Origin of the sequence: Protofrankia coriariae, from assembly GCF_001017755.1 — a bacterium.
Classification (GTDB): Bacteria; Actinomycetota; Actinomycetes; order Frankiales; family Frankiaceae; genus Protofrankia; species Protofrankia coriariae.
On sequence record NZ_JWIO01000028.1, the window covers coordinates 77,719 to 90,297 of the forward strand.

General features: G+C 69.0%; 12 protein-coding genes and 1 pseudogene. 6 read left to right on the forward strand and 7 right to left on the reverse strand.

Features of this window, described 5'->3' with window-relative positions; genetic code table 11:
• Nucleotides 1-1,377: 1,377 nt before the first annotated feature.
• From FrCorBMG51_RS16745 to FrCorBMG51_RS34895, 3 genes are all read right to left on the reverse strand, one after another.
• A complete protein-coding gene (locus FrCorBMG51_RS16745) occupies nucleotides 1,378-2,193 on the reverse strand; it encodes an ABC transporter ATP-binding protein (RefSeq protein ID WP_235433653.1) in 816 nt (271 codons plus the stop codon).
• A 75-nt stretch (nucleotides 2,194-2,268) separates the two neighbouring features.
• Entirely contained in the window at nucleotides 2,269-2,991 is a 723-nt protein-coding gene (locus FrCorBMG51_RS16750) for an NAD-dependent epimerase/dehydratase family protein (RefSeq protein ID WP_235433654.1), read from the reverse strand.
• A 3-nt stretch (nucleotides 2,992-2,994) separates the two neighbouring features.
• On the reverse strand, nucleotides 2,995-3,198 hold the full coding sequence (locus FrCorBMG51_RS34895; RefSeq protein ID WP_235433655.1) for an FAD-dependent monooxygenase: 204 nt from the start codon (nucleotides 3,196-3,198) through the stop codon (nucleotides 2,995-2,997).
• A gap of 133 nt (nucleotides 3,199-3,331) precedes the next feature.
• On the opposite strand from FrCorBMG51_RS34895, the pseudogene FrCorBMG51_RS16755 reads away from it, so the two are divergent.
• The 3 genes and pseudogenes from FrCorBMG51_RS16755 to FrCorBMG51_RS16765 form a co-directional block, all read left to right on the forward strand.
• Nucleotides 3,332-4,267: pseudogene (locus tag FrCorBMG51_RS16755) on the forward strand (GlxA family transcriptional regulator); the annotation flags it as partial.
• A 279-nt stretch (nucleotides 4,268-4,546) separates the two neighbouring features.
• The gene (locus FrCorBMG51_RS16760) at nucleotides 4,547-4,807 is read left to right on the forward strand and encodes a hypothetical protein (RefSeq protein ID WP_047223986.1); all 261 of its coding nucleotides are present in this window, start codon (nucleotides 4,547-4,549) and stop codon (nucleotides 4,805-4,807) included.
• 268 nt (nucleotides 4,808-5,075) lie between these two features.
• Complete coding sequence (locus FrCorBMG51_RS16765; protein WP_047223987.1) at nucleotides 5,076-5,891, forward strand: DUF899 domain-containing protein; 816 nt, start codon at nucleotides 5,076-5,078, stop codon at nucleotides 5,889-5,891.
• A 143-nt stretch (nucleotides 5,892-6,034) separates the two neighbouring features.
• Here the strand turns inward: FrCorBMG51_RS16765 and FrCorBMG51_RS16770 are convergent, their stop codons facing one another.
• Nucleotides 6,035-6,901 (reverse strand): class I SAM-dependent methyltransferase, encoded by an 867-nt coding sequence (locus tag FrCorBMG51_RS16770; protein ID WP_047223988.1) that lies wholly within the window; start codon nucleotides 6,899-6,901, stop codon nucleotides 6,035-6,037.
• Nucleotides 6,902-7,518: 617 nt separating this feature from the next.
• Here FrCorBMG51_RS16770 and FrCorBMG51_RS29775 point away from each other — a divergent pair.
• Together FrCorBMG51_RS29775 and FrCorBMG51_RS16780 are read left to right on the forward strand one after the other, a co-directional pair.
• Nucleotides 7,519-7,956 carry a hypothetical protein gene (locus FrCorBMG51_RS29775; protein WP_235433656.1) on the forward strand — a complete coding sequence of 146 codons (438 nt, stop codon included), beginning with the start codon at nucleotides 7,519-7,521 and terminating at the stop codon, nucleotides 7,954-7,956.
• Nucleotides 7,953-8,525, forward strand: coding sequence for a hemerythrin domain-containing protein (locus FrCorBMG51_RS16780; protein WP_047223990.1), 573 nt, complete (start codon nucleotides 7,953-7,955; stop codon nucleotides 8,523-8,525). The genes FrCorBMG51_RS29775 and FrCorBMG51_RS16780 overlap by 4 nt, the downstream gene beginning before the upstream one ends.
• Nucleotides 8,526-8,878: 353 nt before the next feature.
• Here FrCorBMG51_RS16780 and FrCorBMG51_RS16785 read toward each other — a convergent pair whose 3' ends face one another.
• The 3 genes from FrCorBMG51_RS16785 to FrCorBMG51_RS16795 all read right to left on the reverse strand — a co-directional run bounded on the left by FrCorBMG51_RS16785 (nucleotide 8,879) and on the right by FrCorBMG51_RS16795 (nucleotide 11,136).
• Nucleotides 8,879-10,117, reverse strand: coding sequence for an epoxide hydrolase family protein (locus FrCorBMG51_RS16785; protein WP_052914764.1), 1,239 nt, complete (start codon nucleotides 10,115-10,117; stop codon nucleotides 8,879-8,881).
• Nucleotides 10,118-10,279: 162 nt separating this feature from the next.
• On the reverse strand, nucleotides 10,280-10,762 hold the full coding sequence (locus FrCorBMG51_RS16790; RefSeq protein ID WP_047223991.1) for a carboxymuconolactone decarboxylase family protein: 483 nt from the start codon (nucleotides 10,760-10,762) through the stop codon (nucleotides 10,280-10,282).
• 11 nt (nucleotides 10,763-10,773) lie between these two features.
• Entirely contained in the window at nucleotides 10,774-11,136 is a 363-nt protein-coding gene (locus FrCorBMG51_RS16795) for a GNAT family N-acetyltransferase (protein ID WP_235433657.1), read from the reverse strand.
• A 73-nt stretch (nucleotides 11,137-11,209) separates the two neighbouring features.
• Here FrCorBMG51_RS16795 and FrCorBMG51_RS16800 point away from each other — a divergent pair, with 73 nt between their 5' ends.
• The gene (locus FrCorBMG51_RS16800) at nucleotides 11,210-12,196 is read left to right on the forward strand and encodes a pirin family protein (RefSeq protein WP_047223992.1); all 987 of its coding nucleotides are present in this window, start codon (nucleotides 11,210-11,212) and stop codon (nucleotides 12,194-12,196) included.
• The last annotated feature ends 383 nt before the right edge of the window (nucleotides 12,197-12,579 follow it).

Consider the following 12,579-nt stretch of genomic DNA (forward strand, 5'->3'; position numbering starts at 1 on the left):
GCTCGCCGAGCCTGTCGCCCGCGAGGACCGTGCCGAGGGCGGGTGCGGTGAGGACCAGTACCAGGAACATCATCACGAACGCCTGGCCGGTGACGTCACCGCGGTCCAAAGGCGAGTTCCTGTTGAGGTGCGGGTCGGGGCCGGGCACGAGCTGATCTGTCGCGACGACCGGCAGCAGGCCAGCACCCGCGCCGAGCGCCGCTGTGGTGGCGGCCAGCGCCCACGGCCACAGACAGCCGTGCATGGCGGTTCCGACCACGGTCAGGACCAGCGACAACGGCCCGAACAGGGTCAGCCAGGCCCACTGCCTGCCGCGCACGTCGGCTTCTTCCGAGGCAGGCACCAGCAGGGTCAGCCACAGTGCCGTGCCGTCCTGCCCGTACAGATTTGCGCTGCTCACCGCACCCATGAGCGCGGTGAGCGCACCGACGAACGGCAGGAACACCGTCGAATCGAACAGCAACGGCAGCACACCGCTGAGGATCGCGAAGGCGGGGGCGACGACCAGGCTCTGCACACGCAGGGGGTCACGCAGCCAGGTGCGCATCTCCTTGACGTACACCGCGCCGGTCGCGCCACGTTCGCGTGCGGGCGCACGAGATGACCCGCGCACCACGGCGCGGGCCAGCCGCGGCGGGCCGAGCAGGCGCGACCACAGGGCCAGCAGCACGACGACCAGTACCGCCAGCGCGACCAGGGGGCCGACGGTCCACATCCAGTGGCTGCGGGCGGCAGCCTCGACGGCCAGCAGGCCCCAGCTCGACGGGAAGGAACGCACGACCATCGAGAAGCCGTGCGAGAAGCCGGTGCTGAGGATGGCGTCCAGGGCGGTGAACGCGATCCAACCGGACTGGCTCAGCACGAGCATCGCCGCGGTGATGACCGCCGTGACGGCGCCGCCCGTGCGCGAACGCGCGAGCGCGCCGAACAGCCGCGCGGTCAGACGCGACAGCAGCACGACCAGGGTGACCTGCAGGAACAGCGCTGGAATCGACACGATCACCGACACGGTGCCTAGTCGGGCCGCGAAGACGACCATCGCGGTGAACGCGGTGAAGGTGACCGCCGTCGTGATGCCGACACAGGCCGCGGCGAGCAGGCCAAGGGCCAGCCTGCCGCGGGGGATCGGCTCGAGGGCGAAGTGTTCGGCCCGCAGCACCGGTTCGCCACCGAACGCGGGACCGAGCATCCAGCCGAACATCCAGATGGCGAACATGACCGCGAGCAGGTCCATCAGCGCGGTCGGCTGGTCGAAGTCGAGGGCGGCGACCGCGATCGTGCCGATGGCCAGGCCGAGACCGACGAGTCCGCCGGTCAGCATCCAGGTGGCCCGCGTGCCGGTGATCGAGTGGCGCAGGATCGCCAGCTTCATGCGGATCAGGACACCAACCACGACAGGCCTTCCCCGCCGCCGATCTCGACGCCGACCAGGTCCACGAACGTCTCCTCGAGTGACCGGCCGCCGCGCACGTCGTCGAGCGGGCCTGCGGCGACCACCCGGCCCTTGGCCATGACCGCGACCGTGTCGCACAGCTGCTCGACCAGCGCCATCACGTGGCTGGACAGCAGGACCGAACCGCCTGCCGCGACGAACCGGACGAGCAGGCGCTTGAGCGTCGCCGCCGATACCGGGTCGACCGCCTCGAACGGCTCGTCGAGGACGAGCAGTTTCGGCCCGTGCAGCAGCGCCGTGGCCAGGCCGATCTTCTTGCGCATACCCGTCGAGTAGTCCACGACCAGGGTGCGCTCGACATCCCCGTCGAGCTCCATCACAGCGAGCAGTTCGTCGACACGCGCGGTCACCGTTCCGGCGTCGAGCCCGCGCAACCTGCCCACGTAGGTCAGCAGCTCACGGCCGGTCAGCCGCTCGGGCAGCGCCAGCCCGTCCGGCAGCACGCCCATGAGCTGACGCGCGCGCAGCGGGTCCTTCCACACGTCGACGCCGAAGACCAGCGCCTGTCCCCCGTCGGGTCGCAACAGCCCGACCGCCATCGACAGGACGGTGGTCTTGCCCGCGCCGTTCGGTCCGACGAGCCCGTGGAACGACCCGGCGGCGACGGTGAGATCAACATGTCTGACCGCGGCGTACTCCCCGAACATCTTGTGCAGGCCGGCCAGGCGGACGGCGGCCTGGCCCCCGTCGAACGCCGGAGTGTCCCCGGCCCCGTCCGCCTGCTCTGCCACCGCGTTCACGCCGCGATTCCCCTTCTGTCCACCAAACCCACCAGACGACGACCTTGACCGTCCCGCCCAGAGATGGCCAAGCCGTCAGCGCGTGGATCGGGCATGCTCCGCGGCCATTTCGGCCAGGACGTCATCAAGCGGCGTGGACGTTACGCCCAGGGTCTTCACCGCCGACGACGCGTCGAGGATGTTGGGACGGTCGTACAGGTACAGCATCTCGGGAACCTCCGCCATGACAGGGTCGGTGCGCCCGATGTCCTGGAGTTCCCGCAGGGTCATGCGCTGGAGCCGGGGGGTGGGCACACCGGCCGTCTCGGCAAGGCGGCCCGCCAGCTCGCGCACCGCGGCCTGCGACGTGGACGGCACGTGCCAGACCCGCCCCCAGGATTCGTCATGACCGGCGGCGGCGATGAGCGTGCGCGCCACGTCACCGGTGTAGGACCAGCTGTGCGGCGCGTCGAGGTCGCCCGGATACGAGGCAGGCACACCGGCCAGCACCTGCGCCCCCACCATCAGGGTGAACGGCGAGTAGGCGCCGGCGCCAAGGTAGTCGTTGGCGCGGACCTCGGTCACGCGTACCCGGCCCGCGTCGTGAGCGGCGCGGGCGTCGTGCCACATCTGTGCCCGGACACGGCCCTTCTCGCTGGTCGGCGCCATGGGCAGGTCCTCGGTGGCGGGGCCGTCGAGCGGCCCGTAACCGTAGGTGTTGCCGAGCATGACGTAGTCCGTACCGGCGCGTTCCACCGCCGCCAGCAACGCGGCGGCCAGAGGCGGGAACAGGGCAGGCCACTGGTCGTACGGCGGCATGGCTCAGTTGAACAGCACGTCCGCTCCGGCGGCCAGTTCGACAAGCCGAGTGGTGTTGGTGGCGTCAGCGGCGACACGTTCGATCCTGGGGTGCGCCGGCCCGCTACCGTGGCGTGTGATGAGACGGACCTGCTCACCGGCGTCGGCCAGCAGGCGGGCGGTGGCTGATCCGGTGGCTCCGGCACCGACGATGACGTGCAAGGACACGCGTTCTCTCCCAGATCGTGGAGGTGGAGTAGGGGCCACCGGGCCGATGGCCGCGGCGGCGTCCTCACCACCCTGCGCGTGCAGTGAGCCATAAGGTAGTGGCCTGAATGCCATACTTCTGGAGGTTCAGGCCATGCATCAGGTCGCCGTCCTCGCAGTCCCCCCGGCCACCACGTTCGACCTGTCAATCCCCGAACTGGTACTCGGTGAGATGACCGTGGACGGTCGCCCCGGCTACGAAGTGCGCATCTGCACGGTCCAGCCGGGACCCGTCGCCACCACCGGCAGCCTTGAGGTCGCCGTCCCCCACGGGCTGGCGGCCCTCGACGACGCCGACACCGTCATCGTCACCGGAACCAGCGCCCGGGAGGACATCGACCCGCGCATCCTCGAGGCGCTGCGCCACGCGTCAGCCGCGGGCAGGCGCGTCGTCTCGATCTGCACCGGAGCGTTCGTCCTCGCCCAGGCCGGACTCCTCGACGGCCGCAGCGCCACCACCTACTGGGCCAAGTCCGACGAGTTCCGCAGACGCTTCCCCAGGGTCGACCTACGCCCCGACGTGCTGTACGTCGAGGACGGCAACGTGCTGACCTCCGCCGGGCTGTCCGCCGGCATCGACCTGTGCCTGCACCTGGTGCGCACCGACTACGGCGCCGCGGTGGCCAACCACATCGCCCGACTGGTCGTCGCGGCACCGGTGCGGCCCGGCGGGCAGGCGCAGTTCATCGAATCGCCGCTGCCGCCCGAGAACGGCACCTCGCTGGCCGCCACCCGCCAGTGGGCACTGGAAAGGCTGCACGAACCACTCACACGCGTGGCCCTCGCCGCCCATGCCCGCACCAGCATCCGCACCCTGACGCGTCGATTCCACGCGGAGACCGGTCTCAGCCCGCTGCAATGGCTCCTCCACCAACGCGTGAACCGGGCGCGGGAACTGCTGGAGAGCACGGACCTGCCCATGGAACAGGTCGCCCGGCTCAGCGGCCTCGTCACCACCGACTCCCTCCGCCAGCACCTGTCGAGACGAACCGGACTCACACCCAGCGCCTACCGCGCCACATTCACCCGGCGCACGGACCGAGAGGGATCTGTTGCATCCAGCGGAATCAGGACACGACAAACACCGTCGAACCGCGACCCAGCCCGCCAGGGCGAGCTCGGCGAAGACAGCCGACAGCCGCAACGGCGGGCCGGTGTCGCTCCACCGCATGGCGTTGTCGGTCCTGCCATACCAACCCAAGCCATATTGGAAGCCGGACACATCCGGTAATGCCGCATCCAGGGAGGACGGTGCCCGGTCAGCCGACCTCTTTCTGTCCCTCCAGAATGTCCTCCCCGACAAATTCCCTTGGAGGATCTGACGATTGACGCGGTATTCACCCAGGAGAACCGCATTGCCCGCATCTTCGGCTACGGCATTATCGCCACACGCATCGACCTGCTGCACCGCTACGCCGCCGCCGATCTCGACGAGCCGCGGATATCAGCACTCTGCACCGGGCAGTGCCCGGTCTCTACGCCTGGCCGTACGAGTACTGCCACGTCCGGCAGACCAACCGGTCCCAGCTCGGCATCGCGCTCATATGCGCTGGTCGGCCCGCTGCACTGACCCGGCCTGCGTTGGCGGACGTCAACGGACATAGGCGGACGAAGTACACGACAGCTCATGATCCGTCGGTCGTGGGTTCGAGTCCCACCGCCCCACCAACCGTCCCTGAGAGCGCGTCTGTGAACTTGTCAGCCCGACGTGGTCCGTGCAGGCTCGGCTGAGGGCGCCTCCTGCCGCGATGAGTTCCGGCCGGGTCGCGCGTCTGTTCTGGTGACCGTCGTAGGACGTCGGACGACGCTGCCCGGCACGAGACACCACGGAGGACACCATGACAACCACGCCGGACGACCCGACCACCGCGCTGCCCGGTCGCCCGCCCATCGTTGACCTGGCCACCTGGCAGGCCGCCCGTGACGAGCTTCTGGTCCGCGAGAAGGCCCACACCCGCGCGGGCGACGCCCTCGCCGCGGCCCGCCGCCGGCTACCGATGGTGGAGCTCGACGGGGCGGTCGAGGTCGTCGGGCCTGACGGCCCGGTCCCGTTCCTGGACCTGTTCTCCGGCCGCGACGAGCTCGTGGTCTACAAGCACATGTGGTACGACGGCGCGCCGCACCAGGGGCAGTGCGAGGGCTGCACCACCACGGCCTGGCACCTGAAGGACGCCGTCTACCTCAACGCCCGCGGCGTCTCGTTCGCCATCCTGACCACGGGCCGGTGGGACGAGGTGGCCTCCTACGTCGCGTTCATGGGCTACACCCAGCCCTGGTACTCGGTGCGCGACGCGGACGCGCCGGTCGGCGGCAGCATGGGTTCCCTCACCTGTTTTCTGCGCGACGGCGACCGCGTGTTCCTCACCTACTCCACCACGGGCCGTGGCAACGAGCCGGTCAACGGGTCCCTCGGCCTGCTCGACATGACGCCCTACGGCCGCCGCGAGGCGTGGGAGGACAACCCCGCCGGCTGGCCCGAGGCCCCCCAAACCGGCTCGCCAGTCGGTGGGCATGGCGCGCCGATCTGCTGGTACTGGCGCACGGACGCGGACGGGAACGCCACCTGGGGCCCGACCAGCCGCCCCGTGCCGCAGTGGACCCGCCCCGGCGCGACCCCCGTGGAGACTCTCGGCCGGCACGGCCACCACCACTGACACGCCCTTCGTCGACGGCGTCGGCACAAGGCGTCAGGCACCGGGCGGAACCTCCGGACGATGCGCACGGCCCCCGCGCTCGGTCGGTGGGCGGTTCGCCCGGAAGGTGAAGGACTCCCGATAGAAGAGGGGCGGCCGTCTGACTATCGGTCGCGACGGTGCCGTCTCCGCTCGCCGTCCGGCCGCCGCCAGATCATGATTTCGGTTGCCGGGAGACGCTCGGCGAAGCGGCCGTCGGGGGACGTTTGCCGCAGGACCGTGCGCAGGTCCCGTTCGAAGTCGTCGCGCCCGTCGCCGAACAGGTGCGGGGCGGAGTCGGACCGGGAGAACACCCATGCCACGATGTCGTCCGCGCCGCGGCGGACCACCTGCCCGGCAGGCACGACATGCCGTTGGACGTTCTCGAACCCGGCGCCTGCCAGGACCGCGTCCTCCCGATCCGGCGTGCCGTCGACGAGTATCCCCTGTCCTGCGCGGCGTACCGGGCCCAGGTATCGACGGACCAGCTGGCTGATCCCCGCGTAGGGAGGAGAGGGCAGCGGCAGCGGCGTGGGATCGGCGGGCGGGCTCTTGTGGTCGCTCACGTGGACGAAGGCACCTCCCGGCTCCAGCATGTCCCGGACGGTGACGGCGACACGGTCGCGATCCGTCCAGTGGAAGGACTGCGCGAACACCACAACCCGGAACGCACCCAGACCGGCCGGCAAGTCCTCGGCACGGGCAGCCACCCACCGCGCGTTGACCACCCCGCGCCGCGTGGCCTGGCGTTCGGCCTCGGCCAGCATGCCCTCATCGGGGTCAACGCCGACCACTTCGGTGCAGTACCGCGCCATGGCGAGCGACACGGTGCCCGGCCCGCAGCCCACGTCGAGGAGCCGGCCCCGACCGTCCAGGCTGAGGGTTGTGGCCAGTGTTTCGGCGAAGCGGGGAGCATACGGCAGCCGGCCGCGCTCATAGTAGGCCGCACTTCCCTGGAACAGGGTGCTGTCCCACTGCCATCCGTCTGCCATGTCAATCCTGTTGGCGATTGGCGATTTTGGTGGTCTGGTTTGGTGGTCTGGCTGGTGTGATCGTGGGGATGGTAGCCCGAGGCCGGTGTGGCCTGGCCGCCGGCAATGTCGCCGCCAGCGCGATCACCGGCGCCCCGTCACGCTCCCGTGACGTCCGCGCAAAAGGTCGCGATGCACGGTATCACGGCGCAATCCACAGCGTCGTACCAGCCGGGTCGAACAGCGAATACCCGGACCGGTGACGTGATCGGGCGGGACCGACAATGCCGTCCTGGTGCTGTCTTTCGACCTTCCCGCACTCGCGGAGGACTGGCCCCGGAGGCGACCAGATTTTTTCCTCCCACCTGAATGTATAGCAGATAGGGGGCTTGCGGCAAGACCCGGGTGAGGGTTCAGAATCTCGCTTCGGCACGCTGACGTGCTCCGAGCACGACACTGCCCACAAGAAGCTTTTCAAGAAGATTTTCAAGAAGAATCGACAAGATTCAAGAAGATTCGACAAGAACCGTCGACGAGAGCCGTCGCGGAGCGGGGAGCGAAATACATGCGTGTGTTGTTGTCGACGTCCAGGAAAACCGCCGTGGACCGCAGTCCCCCGCAGCCGACTCGTGCTCGCGGTGATCGGTACCGCGCTGACGTCCGTCCTGCTTGCCACCGGCCTGGCCAGCCGCGGCGTGGTGGCCGCCGGAGGCGGACTGCCGACAGTCACCGGCGCGGCCGCGGCCGCCGACCGGATCGCCGACGTCTGCCAGCTCACCCTGTTCGTATCGGCCGGCCTGACGGCGGCGGCGCTGGTCGTCGCCGCGCTTACGCTCCCCCGCGGCCGAGCCGCGCAGGCCACCGGAGCAGGCGCAGCCCCTCGCGACGGATCACGGCGGACAGCGGCTGGCTCGCGCCGCCGCGGATTTCTGGCGTCCGCCCGTCGGGAAGTGCGGACAGCGGCGAGCAGCCGGCGCGCGGGTGGTGGTTTGGGCGTTGCCACGGGGGCACGTCCAGATCTGTCTACCGAAGCCCCTGCATCCGGCACGGGGCACCAGGACAAGGAGTCCCCATGACGACGAGTGAAGCCGAGGCCGAGCGTGCCCGTGCGGCCCAGCTGCCCGACGATGACGTGGTCGGTGTCCTGCTCCTCCAGCACGCCCGCATCCGCGACCTGTTCGCCGATGTGCGCAGCACGACGGGCGAGCACAAGCGGCAGGCGTTCGACGAGCTGCGGGCGTTGCTCGCGGTCCATGAGACGGCGGAGGAGATGGTCCTGCGGCCGGTGACCGCGAAAATCGACCGGGCCGTCGCCGAGGCCCGCAACCGGGAGGAGGACGAGGCCACCCGGGTGCTCAAAACGCTCGAGAAGATGGACGTCAACAGCGGCGAGTTCGACCGGAAGCTGGCCGAGTTCGAACAGGCCGTCGCCGGCCATGCCGAGCACGAGGAGAGCGAGGAGTTCCCACGCGTCCGCGCGGCCCGCACCGAGGACCAGCTCGAGCACATGGGCCGCCGGCTACGCACCGCCGAGAAGATCGCACCCACCCATCCGCACCCGTCCACCGCGGGGTCACCGGCGGCGCAGTGGACCGTCGGCCCGGTCGCCTCGATCATCGACCGGGCCCGCGACGCCGTGCGCTGACCCAGAACGACTCGAGCCCCCGCTCATCCTCGTCTCCGGGTTCGGCCCCGCGGCCACGGAGCTGGCCGGGCGCATCGGCGACGGCTCCTGCGCCACCATGCCCGACGCCGACCTGATCAAGATCTTCGGGTTCGTCGGAGGCAGCGGCAAGCCCAGGCACGGCGTGCTGAAGGTGTGCTGGGGCCCCCGACGAGGAGGCGGCTCGTCGGACGGCGCACCGCAGCTGGCCGAACGGGCAGCTTCCCGGCGAACTTGCGCAGGAACTGCCCGTCCCGGCGCACTTCGAACAGGCAAGTTCCCTGGTGACCGAAGAGATGGTCGGGACGGTGGATCGGGGCCGAGTGCGGCCGCTCCTATGCTGCCTCCCTGCGCAGTGGCCTGAAGCCGGAGCGAATCTCTTCTGAAAAGAGTTGTGGCTGTTCCCAGGCCGCGAAGTGGCCACCTCGGTCGAGCTTGTTGTAATGAATGAGGTTGTGGGGATACGCGCGCTCCGCCCAGCTCCGTGGCGCCTGGTACAGCTCGTCGGAAAAGACGCTTATGGCAAACGGAACGGAGATTTTCTTGGCGTCGAAGAAGTCCGCCCTGTTCTCCCAGTAGAGACGGGCCGAGGAAACCCCGGTGTTCGTCAGCCAGTAGAGCGTGATGTTGTCGAGGATGTCGTCTCGTGTAAGATCGCCCGGCGGGCGTCCCTGAACGACCTGTTCTACGAGCCCGGGCTGGCCGGTACCGTCGCCGTGGTCAAGAACAAACGCCGCCAGATCGACGGGTGAGTCCGCCAGTCCGTACAACGTCTGCGGGCGGGTCGCCATGATGAGTGCGTAGGCCGCGTGCATCGCATAGAAGTTCCTCAACTGCTCGTATGCGCGGCTCTCCTCGGCAGAGAGATCCGATGGCGGCGGGTCGCCGCGCTGGAACGCCTTTGCAAGATCTGCTGGAGCGGTACCGGCCATGTTGGAGTGAATGCCGAGCAGTTCCGGAGCTGCCTGCTCACCCATCGCCTGCGTGACAGCCGCGCCCCAGTCACCGCCCTGCGCCACAAACCGAGTGTATCCGAGGCGCTTCATCAGCACTACCCAGGCACGTGCGATGCGGGCGGGATTCCACCCGGTGGTGGTCGGCTTGCCCGAGAACCCGTAGCCCGGCAACGAGGGAATCACCAGATGGAACGCGTCCGCCTCGCTCGCGCCATATGCGGTGGGATTGGTAAGCGGCTCGATGATCTTCAACTGCTCGATGATCGAGCCGGGCCACCCGTGTGTGACGATCAGCGGCAGGGCGTTCTTGTGCTGGGAGCGGACGTGAATGAAATGAATGTCAAGCCCGTCGATCTCGGTCATGAAATGCGGTAGGGCGTTCAGTTTCGCCTCGCACCTGCGCCAGTCGTAGTCTGTCCCCCAGTAGCGCGCGAGCTCCTGCACCGTCGCGAGCGGAACGCCCTGCGAGTCGTCGGTGACGGTCTCGCGCTCGGGCCACCTGGTCGCGTTTATGCGCCTGCGCAGCTCGGCGAGCTCCGCCTCCGGAAAACCGACCCGAAACGGGCGAATGGCGGTGTGGTCGATACCTTTCTGCTCTGCAACTTCGCTGGCGGACATCTACTCCTCCTAAGGTTGCGTTGCGCATCGGGGCCACGGTCCGCGACTCGTCATGTAGTACCTGCGCACAATCCTCCCTCGTGCGCGGGCTCCTCGCACCCGTGGATTTCCTGGCCGAGCCCGCGGGTGATGGCGTGCGGGTGGGGCAGGTCGACGTCGGGCCTACTGAGATGGTGTGCGTGGCACGTCGCGCCGGGTGATCTCGTGGCGGGACAGGATCGACACCCGGTTGAAGGCGTTGATGGTGATCGCGGCCCAGAGGAGTACGGAGATCTCGTCGTCGGACAGGATCGCGCGGGCACGCGCGTACTCTTCGTCGCTGAGGTGGTCGCTGGCGACCAGGGTGACGGCCTCCGCCAGCTCGAGGGCGGCGCGTTCGGTTTCGCTGAACAGCTGCGTGTCGCGCCAACCGGGCAGTACGGCAAGGCGCTGGGTGGTTTCCCCGGCCTGCAGCGCCAGGTGGGTGTGCAGGTCCAGGCAGTAGGCGCACCTGTTGATCTGCGAGACCCGCAGGTTGACCAGCTCCAGCGTGATGTGGGCCAGCCCTGCCTCGGCGGCGCGCGCTCGCACCTCGGCGGCCGTGGCCCGCAGGGCCTTGAATACCGACGGTGTCTGCTTGTCGAGGTAGATCCGCGGCGTTGTCACGTGTTGCCCGCCTACACGGCGGCCAGCACCTCCGGCGTGACCGGGTCGGTGATGTCGTCGAAGTCGTGGTGCTTCTCGAGGTACCTGGCAACGAACGGGCAGACCGCCACGACGCGCATACCGGTTGAGCGCGTGTCGGTCAGCGCCTGGGAGATCAGCTTGCCGGCCAGCCCGAGCCCGGCGAAGGCCTCGTCGATCTCGGTATGGAAGAAGATCCGCTGGTTGCCGCGATCCAGGTACTGGGTGAACCCGGCCCGGGTGCCATCGAGGCTGATCTCGTAGCGGTGCTGCCGCGCCGCGTTGGTCACCGACACGTCCTGCTGGGGCGGGTCACCGAGCGCGCCGCTGGTGCTGCTGGTGGGTTCGTCAGGCACGCCGCCACTATGCCTCACAGCTACACTCGGAGCCACGCGGCTTCGACCATGACCGCGACATGTGGGGAGTGCGATGAGCACCCTGGAGACCTCGCCGGCCGCGCTGACCTGCGTCAGCGGAGGTGACGAGGGACCGGTGCGCGGGCGTGTGCTCGAACCGCGCAGCGTCCCGCTGGGTGGGCAGCGGGCGATGACGGTGCGCCGCACCCTGCCGCAGCGCACGAAGTCGCTGATCGGTGCCTGGTGCTTCGTCGACCACTACGGCCCCGACGACGTCTCCGCGACCGGCGGGATGCAGGTCGCCGGACATCCGCACACCGGGCTGCAGACCGTGTCGTGGCTGTTCAGCGGCGAGATCGAACACCGCGACACCAGCGGCGCGCACGCCCACATCCGACCTGGTGAACTCAATCTGATGACGGCCGGTTCGGGCATCGCCCACTCCGAGTACTCGACACCGGCCACAAGGGTGCTGCACGGAGTGCAGTTGTGGGTGGCCCTGCCCGACGAGCACCGTTTCGTCGACGCTGGATTCGAAAACTACGCGCCCCCGGTTCTCGACCACGGTGGGGCGCGGGTGCTGGTGTTCCTGGGCAGCCTGCTCGGTCAGACCTCACCGGTGCGGACCTATACGCCGCTGCTCGGCGCGGAGATCACCCTGCCGCCCGGCGCAACGCTGCGCCTGGACGTTGATCCCGCCTTTGAGCACGGCGTTCTCGTCGACACCGGTGAGGTGGTCGTCGCCGGTGCCACGGGAACTCCGGGCCAGCTGGTCTGCCAGGACACCGGTTCCCAGCAGCTCACGATCGAAGTTTCCGGCACCGCTCAGGCTCGGGTGCTGCTGCTCGGCGGAGAGCCCCTCGGCGAACAGATCATCATGTGGTGGAACTTCATCGGACGCACTTTCGAGGAAATCGTCGCCTACCGGGCGCAGTGGCAACACGAACGCGCCCACCAGGAGCGCAACGAACCGTCCCGGTACGGACGCTTCCCCAACCAGTGGAGGGAAACCCTGCCCGCCCCCGAACTACCGAACGGACGGCTCAGACCCCGCGGTTAGAGGGGAACGCGCGAGGCTGGCTGGCCAGAATCCAGGTTCAGGATGCCGTTGTTGGCCAGTCGGCGCGGGCCTGCGCGTGCGGCCGGTGAAGTCGGCGTCGGGCTGCTCGGTGAGGGGCACCAACGTGCTGTACACGGAACGTCCGTGCCGGCCCTCCCGACACCCGGCTGGGGTGTCGGGGGCATCCACGGGAATCCTGCAGGTGGGCCGTGGACGGCAACCGGTCGGCCTGTGTGCATTCCCCGACCTCGGCAACCCATTCCGGGCTACTATCCGGTGACAAACCGCTGACCGGACGACAAACCCACGGCAGACAGGCCGAAATCTTCCGGTGGACGTCGTTCGCCGGTCAGACAGCAAGACCCGAATAATCATCTGTCCAG